This window comes from Microbacterium sp. JZ101 (genome assembly GCF_053903175.1).
Genome location: NZ_CP096400.1, coordinates 923578 through 940849, shown reverse-complemented (window position 1 = coordinate 940849; position 17272 = coordinate 923578). Strand labels below are relative to the sequence as shown.

The window sequence follows — 17272 nt, the reverse complement described above, 5'->3', positions numbered from 1 at the left end:
TATCCACGACACCCGTCGTGGATAACGGAGGGAGATCCCATGCGCGAACTCGTCTACTACGTCGCCGTCACGCTCGACGGCTACATCGCAGCGCCAGACGGGGGCTTCGACGCGTTCCTCGTCGAGGGCGACCATGCGCCCGTGCTCCAGCGCGAGTTCGGGGACGCGCTTCCGACCCACGGCCTGACAGCCCTCGGGATCTCGGCCCCGCGGACCCGGTTCGACACCGTCGTCATGGGGTGGAATACCTACACGCCGGCCCTCGACATCGGGATCACGAGTCCGTACGCCCACCTCCGTCAGATCGTCGCGAGCCGTCGCGATCGCCGCGTTCCCGACGAGATCGAGATCACGGCAGATCCCCTCGAGCGCATACGAGAGCTCAAGCAGGAGGACGGGCTGGACATCTACCTCTGCGGCGGCGGAGATCTCGCAGGTCAGCTGATCGACGAGATCGACCGCCTCGTTCTCAAGCGGAACCCGTTCGCATTCGGCAGCGGGGTGCCCCTGTTCGGATCGGCCCCGTACGAAGCCCGGCACTTCGCCCACGAGCGGACCCGTGCGTTCGACTCCGGCGTCGTCGTCCAGGAGTACGTGCGCGACAGCCTCTGAACGGCGAAGGCCGCCGCTGCGGGTGCAGCGGCGGCCTTCAGCGGGGCGGGATCACTCCCACTCGATCGTCCCCGGGGGCTTCGAGGTGACGTCAAGCACGACGCGGTTCACCTCGCGCACCTCGTTCGTGATGCGGTTGGAGATCTTCGACAGCACGTCGTACGGCAGACGCGTCCAGTCGGCGGTCATCGCGTCCTCGCTCGAGACCGGACGCAGCACGATCGGATGGCCGTACGTGCGGCCGTCGCCCTGCACACCCACCGAGCGGACGTCCGCGAGCAGCACGACGGGGCACTGCCAGATCTCGCTGTCGAGGCCCGCCGCGCTCAGCTCCTCGCGCGCGATGGCGTCGGCGTCACGCAGGATCTCGAGACGGTCAGCGGTGACCTCGCCCACGATGCGGATGCCAAGGCCGGGCCCCGGAAAGGGCTGGCGGCCGACGATCGCCTCGGGGAGGCCGAGCTCGCGGCCGATCGCACGCACCTCGTCCTTGAACAGGGTGCGCAGCGGCTCGATGAGCTCGAAGTCGAGGTCGTCGGGCAGACCGCCGACGTTGTGGTGGCTCTTGATGTTCGCCGTGCCGGCGCCGCCGCCCGACTCCACCACGTCAGGGTAGAGGGTGCCCTGGACGAGGAAGCGGATGGGCTCGCCCTCGGCCTTGGCCTCCTCGACGAGCTCGCGCTGCACCTTCTCGAAGGCGCGGATGAACTCGCGGCCGATGATCTTGCGCTTCTCCTCGGGGTCGGTGACGCCCGCGAGGTGGCCGAGGAAGGTCTCGGCCGCGTCGACCGTGATGAGGCGGACGCCCGTCGAGGCGACGTAGTCCTTCTCGACCTGCTCGCGCTCTCCCTTGCGGAGGAGCCCGTGGTCGACGAAGACGGCGGTCAGCTGGTCGCCGATCGCGCGGTGCACGAGGGCCGTCGAGACCGCCGAGTCCACGCCGCCGGAGAGGGCCGAGATGACGCGCGCCGAGCCGACCTGCTCCCGGATGCGCTGCACCTGCTCCTCGATGACGTTGCCGCTGTTCCAGTCGGCGGGGAGGCCCGCGGCCTTGTGCAGGAAGTTCTCCAGCACGTTCTGGCCGAAGTCGGAGTGCTTCACCTCGGGGTGCCACTGCACGCCGTAGAGGCAGCGCTCGTCGTTCCCGAAGGCGGCGACGGGCGTGACGGCCGTGGAGGCCAGCACCTGGAAGCCCTCTGGCGCCTGGGCGACCTGGTCGCCGTGGCTCATCCACACGTTCTGCTCGCTGGGCTGGCCGCCCAGCAGGACGCCGCCGTCTCCGACGACGGTCGCATCGGTCGCGCCGTACTCGCGCAGACCGGTGTGGGCGACCTCGCCGCCCAGCGCCTGGGCCATGACCTGGAAGCCGTAGCAGATGCCGAGCGTGGGGATCCCGAGCTCGAAGACGCCGGGATCGAGGGAGGGTGCGCCGGGCTCGTACACCGACGACGGCCCACCCGAGAGGATGATCGCGACGGGGTTCTTCTCGGCGACCTCTGCGGCCGTGATCGTGTGCGGCACCAGCTCGCTGTAGACGCCCGCCTCACGCACGCGACGTGCGATGAGCTGGGCGTACTGCGCGCCGAAGTCGACGACGAGGACGGGGCGCGCAGCGGTGTCTGCGCTCATCGGGGGACCTCCTGGGTCGGTGCGGACGGAGTCGAGGGGCCGGAGGCGGCCTTGGCGGCCCGCTTCTCGGCGGCGGTCTCCTCGCGCTGGGCGAGGTAGCGCTTGACGTCGCGGGCGACGAAGTACTCCATGAAGAAGGAGAGGAACGGCACGACGCCGCCGCCGGCGAGCAGCAGGAAGCGCCAGAACGGCCAGCGCATGAGGCTCCACACGCGGAAGCACGCGAAGAGGTACACGACGTAGAACCAGCCGTGGACGATGAGGATGCCGAGCGACAGATTGATGCCGTCACCGGTCGAGATGAGCTCCCCCGTCGGGCTCGGGACGACCTCGCGGAACGCGAAGAGGCCGTGGGAGTCGAGGAAGAACAGCTCGACGGCCAGCTGCGGCGTGTACTTCAGCACCATCTCGGCGCACAGGAGAAGCAGTCCGACGCCCGTGATGACCGAGCAGACCTGGTAGAAGCGGAGCGCCCGGCGGATCTGGGGGAAGGATGAGACCCGCGGCTGTGGCATACCTCGATTCTAGTGGGGGCGCACCTGGCGGTTCGCCGATGGGCGGATGGCCGCGGCCGCTGCGCGGGCGGGGCGCCGTCCACCGCCGACGTCAGCCCGTCGGCGGCCCCAGCGACTCGCCGGTGATCCCCGAGACGACGAGGTCGGCGCGGACGCGCGATCCCTCGATCAGCACGGCGTTCGCGCCGTCGACGTCGCGTGCCCACGCTGCGGCCGCCTCGGGCGTCCGCCCGTGCCGTGTGTGCCGCTCGACAAGCCGTGACTCGCGCTCGGCAGGGGGCGTCGCGCAGAACCAGACCTCATCCATCCGCTCCCGGACGCCGAGCCACGGCTCCCGGTCGATGAGCAGGTAGTTGCCCTCGACGATGACGACCCGAGCCGTCCGCTCGATCGCGATCGCCCCGGACACGCCCTCGTCGACGTCGCGCTCGAACGCGGGCGCGTAGACCGTGTGATCCGTCTCGCGGCGGACCCTCTCGAGGAGCGCGACGAATCCCCAGCCGTCGAACGTGTCGATCGCTCCCTTGCGGTCGCGCAGGCCCAGTCGCTCGAGCGTCGCGTTCGCGAGATGGAACCCGTCCATCGGCAGCGCAACCGCGATGCCCGCGTGGCGCGCGTTGAGCGCCGCCACCAGGGCCGCCGCGAGGGTGGTCTTCCCTCCCCCTGGGCTGCCCGCGACCCCGAGCAGGAACCGCCGCCGGGTGCGCGCGGCGAGCTCGATCCGCCGGGCGAGCTCGTCGACCCGCTCAGCGGGCGGGCCCGTGCGCCGGTCAGCTTCGGAGGCCACGGCTACTCGTCGTCGGGGTCGCCGCCCGCGAGCTCCTCGAGCTCGCGCTCCCACGCGTCCTTCGCGAGGCGATACCAGAGGTAGAACGAGAACGCCGCGAACACCGCCCACTCGACCGCGTAGAAGAGATTCAGCCAGTTGACCGGCCCCGCCACCTCGGGAGCCGGCGACGAGATCGCCGTCAGCTCCGTCTCGACGAGGCCCGCGACCGGGTCATCCGAGGTGAGGTACGGGCGGTAGACGTCGATCCGCTCGCCGTCGATCTCGGTGTCGTGCCATCGGCTGAGCAGCGCGGCAGGCGACATCCGCGTCATCTCGTCGACGTCGTCACCCGGCGGCAGCTGCGGCCCCTCGTCGGAGATGACCCGCCCCGTGAGGGGCGTCGGCTGCCAGTCGACGACGTGCCGCAGCTCGGGGGCGACGTACTTCTCCTCCGCGCGCTCCTCGAGTGCGGCCACGGCGGCGTCGGCGTCCTCGCGGGAGGCGGTCCAGCCGAGCGCGACCGCGATCGACCGGCTCTCGGGGTAGACCGCGAGGGCGAACTGCCCCGTGACCCAGTAGCCCTCGACGCCGTCGTCGAAGCGCGACGATACGACGATGAAGTCGCCCGGCACCCACTGGCCTTCGAGGGAGACCTTCTGGCCGACGAGCGCGTCGTCGAGGTACTGCCCCGGCCGCACGACCTCGTCGATCGGGCGGATGATCTCGGTCGCGCCGTCCTCGGGGGGATCGGTGTCGATCGCGCGCGCGAGCTGCCACTGCAGGAGCCACGAGAACACGCCGGCCACGACGAGGCACAGCAGCAGCATCGCGATCCAGCGCGGCCGCAGCATGACCTCGCGCAGCGTCGGCGGGAAGACCTGCGTCTCGCTCGCAGCGGATGGCGCGGGATCGGCCATCAGTGCACGGGGTTCACGACGACGTCGACGCGCTGGAACTCCTTCAGGTCGGAGTATCCCGTCGTCGCCATCGACTTGCGCAGCGCCCCGATGAGGTTCGCCGTGCCATCCGCCACGAGGGCGGGCCCGTAGAGGACCTCCTCGAGCGTGCCGACCTGGTCGACCTTCACGCGGTGGCCGCGCGGGAGCTTCGGGTGGTGCGCCTCGGGGCCCCAGTGGTAGCCGTTGCCGGGCGCATCGGTCGCGCGGGCGAGCGCGACGCCGAGCATCACCGCGTCCGCGCCCATGGCGAGCGCCTTCACGATGTCGCCCGAGGTCCCGACGCCACCGTCGGCGATCACGTGCACGTAGCGGCCGCCCGACTCGTCGAGGTAGTCGCGACGCGCACCGGCCACGTCGGCGACCGCGGTCGCCATGGGCGTGGTGACGCCGAGGGTCGCGCGGGTCGTCGACGCGGCTCCCCCGCCGAAGCCGACGAGCACGCCGGCCGCGCCCGTGCGCATGAGATGGAGGGCGGCCGTGTACGTGCCGACGCCGCCGACGATGACCGGCACGTCGAGCTCGTAGATGAACTCCTTGAGGTTCAGCGGCTCGGCCGCGCTCGAGACGTGCTCGGCGGACACCGTGGTGCCCCGGATCACGAACAGGTCGACGCCCGCGGCGACGACCGTCTCGTAGAGCTCCTTCGTGCGCTGCGGCGACAGCGCGCCGGCCACCGTGACGCCGGCGTCGCGGATCTCGGCGAGACGCGCCGTGATGAGCTCGGGCTTGATCGGCTCGGAGTAGAGCGCCTGCATGCGGGCGGTCGCGGAGCGCTCGGGCAGCGACGCGATCTCCGCGAGCAGCGGCTCCGGGTCCTCATAGCGCGTCCACAGACCCTCGAGGTCGAGGACGCCGAGGCCGCCGAGCTTGCCCAGCATGATCGCGGTCTGCGGGCTCACGACCGAGTCCATCGGCGCGCCGACGACGGGCACGTCGAACGTGTACGCGTCGATCGCCCACGTCGTGGAGACGTCCTCGGGGTTGCGCGTGCGCCGCGAGGGCACGACCGCGATGTCGTCGAACGTGTACGCGGGTCGACCCCGCTTGCCGCGGCCCAGCTCGATGTCACTGCTCACCCGCCCAGCCTACCTGGCCGGGTGACGGCCATCCGGATCCGCGCCGCGGCGCGCGATCAGGCCGCGTAGCGGCCGGAGGCGATGGCCTTCGCGCGCTTCTTCTCGGCCTCCTCCTCGCGGTTCTTGGGAGGTGTCGTCGCGACGAGGTCGGCGAGCAGGTGCTGGGTGGCGTGGGCGATCTCCGCGACCGCGCGGTCGAACGCCTCGCGGTTCGCCTTCGACGGCTTCGTCGTGCCGGCGATCTTGCGGACGTACTGCAGCGCCGCCGCCTGCACCTCCTCGGAGGTCGCGGCGGGCTCGAAGTTGTGGAGGGTGTGGATGCTTCGGCACATACCCGCACGGTACGCCCGGGGCTCGGAGGGGTCCAGGGGTGCCGACGACGAAGGCCCCCGCTAAGGCGGGGGCCTTCTGTCGAGCGGCTCAGCGCTTGTAGTTCGGCGCCTCGACGACGATCTGCACGTCGTGCGGGTGCGACTCCTTGAGACCCGCCGAGGTGATGCGGACGAACTTGCCGCGGGTCTTGAGCTCGTCGATCGTGCGCGCACCGACGTAGAACATCGACTGGCGCAGCCCGCCGACGAGCTGGTACACGACGGCCGAGAGGGGCCCGCGGTAGGGCACCTGGCCCTCGATGCCCTCGGGGATGAGCTTGTCGTCGCTCGGGACGTCGGCCTGGAAGTAGCGGTCCTTCGAGTACGAGGTCTGCTTGCCGCGCGTCTGCATGGCGCCGAGCGAGCCCATGCCGCGGTACTGCTTGAACTGCTTGCCGGCCTGGAACACGATCTCGCCCGGCGACTCCTCCGTGCCCGCGAGCAGCGACCCGAGCATGACCGTGTCGGCGCCGGCGACGAGCGCCTTCGCGATGTCGCCCGAGTACTGGAGGCCGCCATCCGCGATGACGGGCACGTCGGCGGCGCGCGCCGCGAGCGACGCCTCGTAGATCGCGGTCACCTGCGGCACGCCGACACCGGCGACGACGCGCGTCGTGCAGATCGAGCCGGGGCCGACGCCGACCTTGACCGCGTCGACGCCCGCCTCGATGAGCGCCTGGGCGCCCTCGCGCGTGGCGATGTTGCCGCCGATCACGTCGATGTGCGCGAACGACTCGTCCGACTTGAGACGGCGGACGATGTCGATGACGCCCTGCGACTGCCCGTTGGCCGTATCGACGACGATGACGTCGACACCCGCGTCGCGCAGCGCCTCGGCGCGCTCCCACGCGTCGCCGAAGAAGCCGATCGCGGCGCCCACGCGGAGGCGCCCCTGGTCGTCCTTCGTGGCGAGGGGGTACTTCTCGCTCTTGTCGAAGTCCTTGATGGTGATGAGGCCGGCGAGCTTGCCCTCGTCGTCGATGAGCGGCAGCTTCTCGACGCGGTGCTCGGCGAACAGGGCGATGACCTGCTCGGCGGCGATGCCGACGGGGCCGGTGATGAGGCCCTCGCTCGTCATGACGTCCTTCACGCGCGTCACGGGGCGCTGGATGTCGGAGACGAACCGCATGTCGCGGTTCGTGATGATGCCGATGAGGCGGTTGTCCTCGTCGACGACGGGCAGACCCGAGATGCGGTACTTCGCGCACATCGCGTCGACCTCGGCGATCGTCGCGTCGGGCGAGGTCGTGATCGGGTCGGTGATCATGCCCGACTCGCTGCGCTTGACGCGGTCGACGGCCGCGGCCTGGTCGGCGATCGAGAGGTTGCGGTGGAGGATGCCGATGCCGCCCTGGCGGGCGAGCGCGATCGCCATCCGCGCTTCGGTGACGGTGTCCATCGCGCTCGAGAGGAGCGGGATGGCGACCCGGATGCGGCGGGTGAGCCGCGACGACGTGTCCGCTTCGCTGGGGATGACGTCGGTGTGCCCCGGGAGGAGCAGCACGTCGTCGTAGGTGAGGCCGACGAAGCCGAACGGGTCGTGTTCTGTCATTGGGGGTGTCTCCTGCCGACGCGGTGTGGGCTGCTCCGGTACGGGAGGGATCGCCGTCCCGTGCGCCGATTCTATCGGCGCGCCCGGAGAGCGGCGCCGTCTCGCTCACACCCCGCGCACAGGAAAGCCTCAGGCGGCGCGCGCCCGCGCCATCCGCCGTCCGACCACTCCGTGCCGTGGGCTGAAGAGGTAGACGAGAGTGAAGACGACGCCCTGGACGAGGATGACGAGCGCCCCCGACGCGGCATCCAGCCAGTAGCTGAGGTAGATGCCGATCACCGAGCAGGCGGCCGACAGGATCGGCGCGATGACGAGCATCCGCCCGAATCGGTCGGTGAGGAGGTGCGCGGTCGCGCCCGGGATGATGAGCATCGCGACGACGAGGATGACGCCGACCACCTGGAGCGCGACCACCGCGGTCAGCGCGAGGACGCCGAGCAGGATGGCGCCCAGCAGACGGGGCGAGAGCCCGATCGCGAACGCATGGGTCGGGTCGAACGCGTAGAGCGTGAGATCGCGTCGCTTCACGAGCAGCACGACGAGGGCGACCGCGGCGAGCGCGCCGATCTGGATGAGGTCGCCGTCGGAGACGCCGAGGATGTTGCCGAAGATGATGTGGTTGAGATCGGTCTGACTCGGCGTCACGGAGATGAGGGCGAGCCCGAGCGCGAAGAGGGTCGTGAAGACGATGCCGATCGCGGCGTCCTCCTTCACGCGGCTCGTGTCGCGGAGCACGCCGATGAGCGCGACCGCGAGAAGCCCGAAGGCGAGCGCGCCGAGCGCGAACGGCGCGCCGAGGATGTACGCGATGACGACGCCCGGCAGCACCGCGTGCGAGACGGCGTCGCCCATGAGCGACCATCCGACGAGCACGAGCCAGCACGACAGCAGGGCGCAGACGACCGCGGCGACGACGGTCGCGGCGAGCGCGCGCACCATGAAGTCGTACTGCAGCGGCTCGAGGAGGAGGTCGAGGGGGTTCATGCGGCCTCCCCGAGCCCGAAGGCGCGTGCGAGGTTCTCCGGCCGCAGCGCCTCGCCGACCGGGCCGTGGAAGAGGGGCCTGCGCAGGAGGAGGATGGCCTCGTCGGCCAGCGCGGGAAGCGCGTGCAGGTCATGGGTCGAGACGAGCACCGCACAGCCGTCGGCCGCGAGCTCGCGAAGGAGTCGCACGATCGTCGCCTCGGAGCGCTTGTCGACACCGGCGAAGGGCTCGTCGAGCAGGAGGATCCGCGCCTCCTGCGCGATGCCGCGCGCGACGAACGCGCGCTTGCGCTGGCCTCCCGACAGCTGGCCGATCTGGCGGTCTGCGAGATCGACGAGGTCGACCCGCTCGAGGGCTTCCTCGACGGCCGCGCGATCATCGGGGCGGGCGCGCCGCGTCAGGCCCTGGCGCCCGTAGCGCCCCATCATGACGACGTCGCGCACGGAGACCGGGAACGCCCAGTCGACGTCCTCGCTCTGCGGCACGTAGCCGACGATGCCGCGTCGACGGGCGACGGCGGGCGACCCGCCCTCGATGCGGACGCTGCCGGCGTCGGGGCGGATGAGCCCGAGCGCGGTCTTGAAGAGCGTGGACTTGCCCGACCCGTTCATCCCGATGAGGGCCGTCACCTTCCCGGCCTCGACCGTCGCGGATGCGGCGTCGAGAGCGAGGATGTCTCGGTAGCGGACCGTGATGTCGGCGACCTCGATCGCGGGGCTCATCCGGTCAGCCCCTCGACGATGAGCGACGCGTCATGCCGGATGAGGTCGAGGTAGGTGGGAACGGGCCCCTCCGGCTCGGAGAGGGAGTCGACGTAGAGCGTGCCGCCGAACGCCGCGCCCGTCGCCTCGACGACCTGCTGCATCGGCTTGTCCGACACCGTCGACTCGCAGAACACGGCCCGGACGCCGTTCGCCTCGACGAACTCGATGGCGGCGGCGATCTGCTGAGGCGTCGCCTGCTGCTCGGCGTTGACGGGCCAGATGTACGCCTCGGTGAGCCCCGCGTCACGCGCGAGGTATGAGAACGCCCCCTCGCATGTGACGAGCGCCCGCTCGTTCTCCGGCAGCGGCGCGAGCGCGTCGACGAGCTCGTCCTGCACGGCCTGCAGCTGCTGCGCGTAGGCCTCTCCGTTCGCCGCGAAGTCGTCGGCGTGCTCGGGGTCGAGCTCGCTGAACGCCTCGACCATGTTGTCGACGTACACCTGCACGTTGACGGGGCTCATCCAGGCGTGCGGGTTGGGCTTGCCGGCGTACGCGTCGCCGGCGATGTCGATGGGCTCGACGCCCTCCGACACGACGACGTGCGGCACGTCGACGGAGTCCACGAACTGCGCGAACCACGCCTCGAGGTTGAGGCCGTTGTCGAGGATGAGGTCGGCGTCGGCGGCGCGCCGGATGTCTCCCGGCGTCGGCTCGTAGCCGTGGATCTCGGCCCCGACCTTCGTGATCGACTCGACCGAGAGGTGCTCGCCCGCGACATTGCGGGCGATGTCGGCGAGCACGGTGAAGGTGGTGAGGACGACCGGGCGGTCGTCACCCGGGGGCGCGGCACCCCCGGCGCACCCCGAGAGCAGGGCGACCGCCGCGAGGACGGCGCCGCCCCGGACGAGATTTTTCGGCATACCGAAAAAGTAGCTTTTCGGTGAACCGAAAACAAGGCGCTTGCGGATGGGCGCCGAAGCGCGGTAGGCGGATGGCACGACGGGGCCTGCGCGAAGTCGCGGCTGGCGGCGCCGGGCCCGGCACACTGTGACCGGAATCGGACCCGTGGGGCAGGAGTCGCCTCCTGCGCACGACACGCGCACGCCAGCCCCAGCCATCCGAATCCGCGACCCGCGGCAGGCGACGACCGCAGCCAGAACCGTCACCGGAATCGGATCCGTGGGGCACGAGTAGCCTCCTGCGCAGGACACGCGCACACCAGCCGCAGCCATCCGAATCCCGTGACGTGCCGCACCTCGCTACCGCCGGGCCGCGGAGAGGGCTCGCGCTGAGCTCCTTCCGGAGCCCCGCGCGAGCCCCTCCTGTCAGGAGCAGCGCACGATCGGCCCGGTCACGTTCGAGATGACAAGGTTGTCCGCACACGGGTTCTCGACGATGCGCGCGCCGTTGATGAGCGTGAGGTTGCGCAGCGTGATGTCGCGGTTGCCGGGAAACTCCGTCCGCTCGGCGAGGCGCACGTCGCCGCGCGAGATCGTGCCGCCGCTCGTGGCGAGGCTCACATTCGTGCAGTTCTCGATGAGCACGGGGTTGTTGCCGGTATCCGTGAGCTCGACGCGGTCGATGATGAGTCCGCCGCTCTCCGACACGCAGAAGACGCCCCGGCCGCCCCCGGTCGCCTTGACGGTGCCGACGCGGATGTTCGTCGGATACGCGTCGCCGATGCGACCTGCCCTGTTGGCGATGCGGAACGCGGCATAGCCCGTCCCCGTGCCCGCGCCGACGGCGTCGACCGTGCCGACCGTCGCGTTCACCGTGTTGTTGAGGAGGAGGCCGGAGTGCGCCACGTCGCGAGCGGTCACAGTGCCGACCGTGAGGCCGTCCACGCCGTACGTCTCGACGGCGTGCGACCCCGCGCCCGAGACGTAGACGCTGTCGATGACGATGTTCTTCGCGTACACGCTCGTGTCGCCGAGGTTGTCGATGCGCACGCCGAGGCCGCCGCTCAGTCGCATGTCGATGTCGCGCAGGCGGAGGTTGTCGACGTTCCGCGCGAAGATCCCGTACACCGGGGTTCCCGTCAGGTGCAGCCGCGCGATCTCGATGTCGTGCGCGCCGCGCATGTAGACGCCCGCGACATTCCCGGATCCGGTGCCGGTGACGTTGATCGTGCCGCAAGACTCGAGCGTGGTGTAGCTCGGCATCGTGATGCGGGCGTTCGCGCTCATCGTCCCGGATCCGTTGACGACCACGCGCTGCTTGCTCGTCCTCCCCGCGTCGAGGCCGGAGATGGCCGTGTTGATGGCCGTGAGCATGTCGGCACCCTCCCACAGGAGGGTCGAGCCGCGATACGCCCGCCAGGTGCTGCCGTCTTGCACAGCGGCCCCGTGCACGGTCGAGCCGGTGCAGCTCGTGCCGGCGGCATGGGCCGGGGCGGCGAGAGCCAGTCCCGCGATGCAGAGGATGGTCGTCGCGAGCGCGGACAGGATGGCGCGGCTGCGCCGCCGCGCATGAGCATGTCTCAAGATGGGTCCCCTTCGACACGCCGCCCGCGATCCGCGTCCTCTTTGACGCGGCGGACGGCGACTGACTCGCAGAGTAGCGACGCGTCAGCCAGGAGAGGAAGCGTTTTCCCGAAATGCACGACCCGCCGCAACGGTCACCGGAATCGGACCGGTGGTGCTGGAGTCGCCTCCTGCGCACGACACGCGCACGCCAGCCCCAGCCATCCGACTCCGTGACCCTCAGCGGGCGAAGACCGCGGCCGGAACCGCCGCGCTTCGACCCAGAAAGCCCGAGCGACCCCGCCCCAGAAACCCGACCTCAGGCGACGGGCTCGGGCTCCAGGGCCGGACGGGGGCGGCGCGCGTGCCGGATCATGTCCACGCTCAGCACGACGAGCGCGACCCAGACGATGCCGAAGCCGATCCACCTCTCGAGCGGCATGGGCTCGTGGAGCACGACGACGCCGACGAGGAACTGCAGGATCGGCGCGATGAACTGCAGGAGCCCCACGGCCGTCAGCGAGATGCGCCGGGCGCCTGCCGCGAAGAGCAGCAGCGGCACGGCCGTAGCGACGCCCGCGAGCGACAGCATCACGGTGTGCAGCGTGCTGACGGTGCCGTAGGTCAGCCCCGCCGTCGCCGCGACGACGACGAGCTGCACGACCGCGACCGGCGCGAGCCACATCGTCTCGAGCGCGAGGCCGCTGACCGCGTCGACCGCGCCGCCGATCCGGTTCTTGACGAGCCCGTAGAGGCCGAACGACGTGCTGAGGATGAGCGCGATCCACGGCACGGAGCCGTATCCGACGACGATCACGACCACCGCCACGGCCGCGATGCCGACCGCGGCCCACTGCGCGGGGCGCAGCCGCTCATGCAGCACGAGCACCGCGAGGACGACCGTCGTGATCGGGTTGATGAAGTACCCGAGGCTCGACTCCACGACGTGCCCGGTGAGGGTCGCGATGAGGAAGGTCTGCCAGTTGACGTAGATGAGGACGCCGGCGATCGCCGTCCACAGCGCGAGACGGGGGTTCCGCAGCACGGCGATCATCCGGCCCCATCCGCGCGCGACGGTGAGCAGGATGGCGCAGAAGACGAGCGAGAGGAGGACGCGCCAGGCGACGACCTCCCACGGGCCGGTCGGCGCGAGGAAGACGAAGTAGAGCGGGAGCACACCCCACAGCAGGTAGGCGCTGAAGCCGTACCCCGTGCCGAGCGCCCGCTCGCGTTCCGAGGATCCAGTGGCGGAGAGCGTGGTCACCGATCCAGCCTAGGTCGGCAGGCGGTCCGCGAGGGCGGCCGGACGGTGCCGCGGCGGTCATCCTCCGGCGCATTCCTGCCAGACCGCGGCAGCCTCGGCAGGATCGCGCGCATGCAGAAGGGCCCGACGCCGAAGCGCCGGGCCCTTCAGGAAAGGCGTGTCGTCAGCGGACGACGACCGCGAGCACGTCGCGGGCCGAGAGCACCAGGTACTCGTCGGCGCCGAACTTGACCTCGGTCCCGCCGTACTTGCTGTACAGGACGCGGTCGCCGACGGCGACGTCGAGCGGAACGCGGTTGCCGTTGTCGTCGATGCGGCCGGGGCCCACGGCCACGACCTCGCCCTCCTGGGGCTTCTCCTTGGCGGTGTCGGGGATGACCAGACCGCTGGCGGTGGTCTGCTCGGCCTCGACCTGCTTGATGACGATGCGGTCCTCGAGCGGCTTGATGGAAACCGACACGGTGTACCTCTTCTTTCGTTGCTTCGACGGAAGACTCAGTTCGCACTCTCATGACGAGAGTGCTAACGCCAGTGTAGGGCGGGACCTGGCACTCCCGCAACGCGAGTGCCAATTCGAGGACACAGGATGACACGCGAGAATGGACGCATGGAGCAGGGAGAACTCGACGCGCTGCTGACCGCCGAGGGCCTGGCCCTGCTCGACGCGCTGGACCCCGTGGAGACGACGGCGGATGTCGCCCGCACGGTATCGCGCCTCCGGGCCGCGGGCCACTCCCCCGACCTCGTCTCGGCGGTCGTCGGCCAGGTGCGTCTGCGGTCGCGGGCCGAGACGAAGTTCGGCCCCTTCGCGGCGCGCATGCTCTTCACCCGCGCGGGGGTCGAGCAGGCGACGCGGATGGCCGTGGCCGCGCACCATGCAGGGCGCATGCGCGCGGCGGGAATCGAGCGCGTGGCCGACCTCGGCTGCGGCATCGGCGGCGACGCGCTCGCGTTCGCCGGCGTCGGGATGGAGGTGCTCGCAGTCGACGCGGACCCTGTGACGGCGGCCCTCGCGGCCTACAACCTGCGGCCGTTCGGGGATGCCGTGGAGGTGCGCTCCGAGCGCGCAGAGGAGGTCGACCTCTCCGGCTGGGACGCGGTCTGGCTCGACCCCGCGCGTCGCACGAGCGGTCATTCCGAGACCCGCCGGGTCGCGCCATCCGACTACTCCCCCGCGCTCGACTGGGCGCACGCGCTCGGCGAGCGGATGCCCGTGGGCATGAAGCTCGGGCCGGCTCACGATCGCGAGGCGATCCCGGACGAGGTCGAGGCGCAGTGGGTGAGCGTCGACGGGTCGACCGTCGAGCTCGTGCTCTGGTCGGGGGCGCTCGCGCGCGACGGCGTGCGGCGGGCCGCGCTCGTCATCCGCGGCGACGCGTCGCACGAGCTCACCGCTCCCGCCGACACCGAGGACGAGCCGGTGCACGAGCTCGGGGCGTTCCTGCACGAGCCCGAGGGCGCCGTCATCCGCGCGCGCCTCGTCGGCGAGGTCGCCCGGTCGCTCGAGGCCGGCCCGATCGCTCCCGGCATCGCCTATCTCACGGGCGACGCCGCGCTGACGACGCCGTTCGTCTCGTCGTTCCGCGTCCGCGAGACGCTCCCCGCCGACGTCAAGGCGCTCGCGAAGGCGCTCCGCGCCCGCGGGATCGGCACCCTCGAGATCAAGAAGCGCGGCGTCGACGTCGATCCGGCGCTCCTCCGGAAGAAGCTCAATCTGCGTGGCGACGGATCGGCCACGCTGTTCGTGACGCGCATCGGCGGCCGGCGCGCCGCCATCCTCGCCGACCGCGTGTAGCGGCTACGCGGCCGGCAGCTCGATGACGGGCGCCTCGCCGAGCTGGCCGAGGATCCAGAGCGCCCAGACGCCGGAGTAGGCGATCGCCACGACGCCGAACCCGAATCCCCACCAAGCGAGGGCCCGGTCGGCATGTCGGCGGACGAGCGCGATGACCGCGAGCACGACGGCGATGAGCGCGAGCGGCGCGACCCACGGCGTGAACCACGACATCGTGAGCGCGAACATCCCGAGCACGAGCGACGGGCTCGAGAGCGAGACCCGGCGGCGCGGCCGGTCGGAGCGGGAGGGCACCGCGTTCAGCAGCTCGTCGTCGTCGAGCTTCGCCGCGTCCTCCGGCTCGGTCATGGTCTGCGCGCGACCTGGATGTCGGTGACGGGCAGGGTCGAGTCCGCTCCGAACGCGAGCGTCGAGGGCTCGTGGCCCGACTGGATGAGCTCGGAGGCGAGCGCGGCGATCATCGCGCCGTTGTCGGTGCAGAGCCGCAGCGGCGGGATCCGGACGGTCACGCCCGCGGCCTCGGCGCGCGCGAGAGCGACCTCGCGGAGACGGCGGTTCGCGATCACGCCCCCGCCGAGAAGCAGTCGCGGCACGTCGTGCTCCGCGCAGGCATCCAGTGCCTTCGTCACGAGCACGTCGACGACGGCCTCGCGGAAGCTCGCCGCGACATCCGCCATCGGGATGTCCTCGCCCTCGGCCTCGCGCTGCTCGGTCCACCGCGCGACGGCGGTCTTGAGGCCCGAGAACGAGAAGTCCCAGCGGTGCTTCTCGCGGTCGCTCGCGCGCGAGAGGCCCCGGGGGAAGCGGATGGCATCGGGATCGCCGCCGACGGCAGCGCGGTCGATCTCCGGCCCGCCGGGGTACGGCAGTCCGAGGATGCGCGCGACCTTGTCGAAGGCCTCCCCCGCCGCGTCGTCGACCGTCTCGCCGAGCAGCTCGACATCGCTCGTGAGGTCGCGGACGAGCAGCAGCGAGGTGTGCCCGCCCGAGACGAGCAGGGCGACGGTCGGGTACTCGAGCGGCTCGCTGTCGTCGGCGAGGATGTCGGCCGCGATGTGCCCGACGAGGTGGTTCACGGCGTAGAGCGGCTTGCCGAGCGACACCGCGAGTGCCTTGGCGGCGCCGACCCCCACCATGAGCGCACCCGCGAGGCCCGGCCCGCTCGTGACCGCGACGGCATCGAGGTCCGCGAGCCGGATGCCCGCCTCGGCGACGGCCTGCTCGATCGCCGGCTGCAGCGCCTCGAGGTGCGCGCGGGCGGCCACCTCGGGCACGACGCCGCCGAAGCGCGCGTGCTCGTCCATGCTGCTCGCGATCGTGTTGGACAGGAGGGTGCGGCCGCGGACGATCCCGATGCCGGTCTCGTCGCAGCTCGTCTCGATGCCGAGCACGAGGGGTTCGGCGCGGTTCATGAGCAGGCTCCTGCATCGGTCGGGTCGGGGATGCGCGCGGCGCGCCACGCGGGGACGTCGAGCTTCATGACGATCGCGTCGACGTCGTCGGGCTGGTAGTAGCGCGGGCGCCGGCCGAGCTCGGCGAACCCCTCGCTGGCGTAGAGCGCCTGGGCGACCGGGTTGTCGGCGCGGACCTCGAGGAACACCTCGCGCACGCGGCGGCGATCGGCCTCCTCGAGGAGGAGACGCAGCAGCGCCCTGCCCTGCCCGCGGCCGCGCGCGCTCTCGGCGATGGCGATCGTCTGGACGTCCGCGTCCTTCGCGCCCGGGAGCGATCGCAGACCGGCGTAGCCCGCGACCTGCCCGGCCTGCTCGAGCACGAGGTAGTGCGCGTGCTCCGACGCGAGCTCCTCGCGCATCATGCCCTCGCTCCAGGCGTCGGTCGGGAAGGCGCTGCGCTCGAGCGCCATGATCGCGTCGAGGTCGGCGACGGTCGCCGCGCGGATGCTCACGAGCCCACCCGCTTCCGCGGCGCGGGCGCCGTGACGTCGGGCGAGCGCAGGTACAGCGGCTCGGTCACGCCGCGCGTCTCGCCCGCGCGGAGGCGGATGGCCGCGAGCCGGCCCAGCGCGCCGATCGGGATGCGCGTGGCGAGAACGAACCGGTCGCCGTCGAGGTCGCGCAGCGGCGCGAGCAGCGGGTCCGCGGAGAGGTCTGCGTCGCGCGGGCGCAGCTCGGGTCCGGCGATGCGGCGCGGCAGACCCCATCCGTCGAGGTCGCCGTAGATCGAGATGGCGTTCTCCCTGCGGCGCGCGTCGGTCGCGACGGCGAATCCGCCGGTCGGGAAGGCGATCGTCAGCTCCGCGGCGACCGCGTCGTGGCTCGCGATGCCGAGCACGGGAACATCGCGGCCGAGGGCGAACGCGCGCGCGGCGGCGATGCCGATGCGGAGGCCCGTGAAGGGCCCCGGCCCCATTCCCGCGGCGACATGCGTGATGCGGTCCGGCCCGACGCCCGCGTCGGCGAGCGCGCGCTCGAGGAGCGTGCCGATCACCTCGGCGTGACCGAGGGCGTTCTCGCTCTCGGCCTCCGAGAGGATCTCGCCGTCGGGCGCGACGACGGCCGCGCCCGAGCCGATGGAGGTGTCGACGGCCAGGATCATGCTCTCCAGCGTAGTTTCCCGCCG

General features: G+C 71.4%; 19 protein-coding genes. 2 read left to right on the top strand and 17 right to left on the bottom strand.

Annotation, left to right across the window (positions count from 1 at the left end):
- Nucleotides 1–39: 39 nt before the first annotated feature.
- Nucleotides 40–612: a dihydrofolate reductase family protein gene (locus M1D56_RS04295; protein ID WP_456284796.1), complete on the top strand. Its 573-nt coding sequence runs from the start codon at nucleotides 40–42 to the stop codon at nucleotides 610–612.
- A gap of 51 nt (nucleotides 613–663) precedes the next feature.
- Here the strand turns inward: M1D56_RS04295 and guaA are convergent, their stop codons facing one another.
- The 13 genes from guaA to groES all read right to left on the bottom strand — a co-directional run bounded on the left by guaA (nucleotide 664) and on the right by groES (nucleotide 13357).
- The gene (gene guaA / locus M1D56_RS04290) at nucleotides 664–2241 is read right to left on the bottom strand and encodes a glutamine-hydrolyzing GMP synthase (protein ID WP_456284795.1); all 1578 of its coding nucleotides are present in this window, start codon (nucleotides 2239–2241) and stop codon (nucleotides 664–666) included.
- A complete protein-coding gene (locus tag M1D56_RS04285) occupies nucleotides 2238–2756 on the bottom strand; it encodes a DUF3817 domain-containing protein (protein WP_282978194.1) in 519 nt (172 codons plus the stop codon). The genes guaA and M1D56_RS04285 overlap by 4 nt, the downstream gene beginning before the upstream one ends.
- Before the next feature lie 91 nt (nucleotides 2757–2847).
- Complete coding sequence (locus M1D56_RS04280) at nucleotides 2848–3543, bottom strand: nucleoside/nucleotide kinase family protein (RefSeq protein WP_456284794.1); 696 nt, start codon at nucleotides 3541–3543, stop codon at nucleotides 2848–2850.
- 2 nt (nucleotides 3544–3545) lie between these two features.
- Nucleotides 3546–4376 carry an SURF1 family cytochrome oxidase biogenesis protein gene (locus M1D56_RS04275; RefSeq protein ID WP_282978266.1) on the bottom strand — a complete coding sequence of 277 codons (831 nt, stop codon included), beginning with the start codon at nucleotides 4374–4376 and terminating at the stop codon, nucleotides 3546–3548.
- A 65-nt stretch (nucleotides 4377–4441) separates the two neighbouring features.
- Nucleotides 4442–5560 carry a GuaB3 family IMP dehydrogenase-related protein gene (locus tag M1D56_RS04270; RefSeq protein ID WP_271172329.1) on the bottom strand — a complete coding sequence of 373 codons (1119 nt, stop codon included), beginning with the start codon at nucleotides 5558–5560 and terminating at the stop codon, nucleotides 4442–4444.
- Between the two features lie 56 nt (nucleotides 5561–5616).
- On the bottom strand, nucleotides 5617–5892 hold the full coding sequence (locus tag M1D56_RS04265) for a DUF2277 domain-containing protein (RefSeq protein ID WP_456284793.1): 276 nt from the start codon (nucleotides 5890–5892) through the stop codon (nucleotides 5617–5619).
- An 88-nt stretch (nucleotides 5893–5980) separates the two neighbouring features.
- Entirely contained in the window at nucleotides 5981–7483 is a 1503-nt protein-coding gene (gene guaB, locus M1D56_RS04260) for an IMP dehydrogenase (RefSeq protein WP_455968281.1), read from the bottom strand.
- A gap of 129 nt (nucleotides 7484–7612) precedes the next feature.
- Nucleotides 7613–8467, bottom strand: coding sequence for a metal ABC transporter permease (locus M1D56_RS04255; RefSeq protein ID WP_271172332.1), 855 nt, complete (start codon nucleotides 8465–8467; stop codon nucleotides 7613–7615).
- Nucleotides 8464–9189 (bottom strand): metal ABC transporter ATP-binding protein, encoded by a 726-nt coding sequence (locus M1D56_RS04250; protein WP_456284792.1) that lies wholly within the window; start codon nucleotides 9187–9189, stop codon nucleotides 8464–8466. Before M1D56_RS04250 ends, M1D56_RS04255 begins: the two co-directional genes overlap by 4 nt.
- On the bottom strand, nucleotides 9186–10091 hold the full coding sequence (locus tag M1D56_RS04245) for a metal ABC transporter substrate-binding protein (RefSeq protein WP_456284791.1): 906 nt from the start codon (nucleotides 10089–10091) through the stop codon (nucleotides 9186–9188). Before M1D56_RS04245 ends, M1D56_RS04250 begins: the two co-directional genes overlap by 4 nt.
- A 405-nt stretch (nucleotides 10092–10496) precedes the next feature.
- Nucleotides 10497–11654, bottom strand: a complete 1158-nt coding sequence (locus M1D56_RS04240) for a hypothetical protein (protein WP_456284790.1) — start codon at nucleotides 11652–11654, stop codon at nucleotides 10497–10499.
- Nucleotides 11655–11952: 298 nt separating this feature from the next.
- Entirely contained in the window at nucleotides 11953–12897 is a 945-nt protein-coding gene (gene rarD, locus M1D56_RS04235; protein WP_456284789.1) for an EamA family transporter RarD, read from the bottom strand.
- Between the two features lie 163 nt (nucleotides 12898–13060).
- Nucleotides 13061–13357: a co-chaperone GroES gene (gene groES / locus M1D56_RS04230; RefSeq protein ID WP_039394204.1), complete on the bottom strand. Its 297-nt coding sequence runs from the start codon at nucleotides 13355–13357 to the stop codon at nucleotides 13061–13063.
- Nucleotides 13358–13504: 147 nt separating this feature from the next.
- Between groES and M1D56_RS04225 the strand changes: the two genes are divergently transcribed.
- On the top strand, nucleotides 13505–14692 hold the full coding sequence (locus M1D56_RS04225) for a THUMP-like domain-containing protein (RefSeq protein ID WP_456284788.1): 1188 nt from the start codon (nucleotides 13505–13507) through the stop codon (nucleotides 14690–14692).
- A 3-nt stretch (nucleotides 14693–14695) separates the two neighbouring features.
- Here the strand turns inward: M1D56_RS04225 and M1D56_RS04220 are convergent, their stop codons facing one another.
- The 4 genes from M1D56_RS04220 to tsaB are packed head-to-tail and all read right to left on the bottom strand — an operon-like array spanning nucleotide 14696 to nucleotide 17248.
- Complete coding sequence (locus tag M1D56_RS04220) at nucleotides 14696–15040, bottom strand: hypothetical protein (RefSeq protein ID WP_456284787.1); 345 nt, start codon at nucleotides 15038–15040, stop codon at nucleotides 14696–14698.
- Nucleotides 15037–16104, bottom strand: a complete 1068-nt coding sequence (gene tsaD / locus M1D56_RS04215) for a tRNA (adenosine(37)-N6)-threonylcarbamoyltransferase complex transferase subunit TsaD (RefSeq protein ID WP_271172338.1) — start codon at nucleotides 16102–16104, stop codon at nucleotides 15037–15039. The genes M1D56_RS04220 and tsaD overlap by 4 nt, the downstream gene beginning before the upstream one ends.
- Complete coding sequence (gene rimI, locus M1D56_RS04210) at nucleotides 16101–16598, bottom strand: ribosomal protein S18-alanine N-acetyltransferase (protein WP_456284786.1); 498 nt, start codon at nucleotides 16596–16598, stop codon at nucleotides 16101–16103. Before rimI ends, tsaD begins: the two co-directional genes overlap by 4 nt.
- Complete coding sequence (tsaB, locus tag M1D56_RS04205) at nucleotides 16595–17248, bottom strand: tRNA (adenosine(37)-N6)-threonylcarbamoyltransferase complex dimerization subunit type 1 TsaB (RefSeq protein ID WP_324012173.1); 654 nt, start codon at nucleotides 17246–17248, stop codon at nucleotides 16595–16597. The genes rimI and tsaB overlap by 4 nt, the downstream gene beginning before the upstream one ends.
- Nucleotides 17249–17272 lie beyond the last annotated feature (24 nt).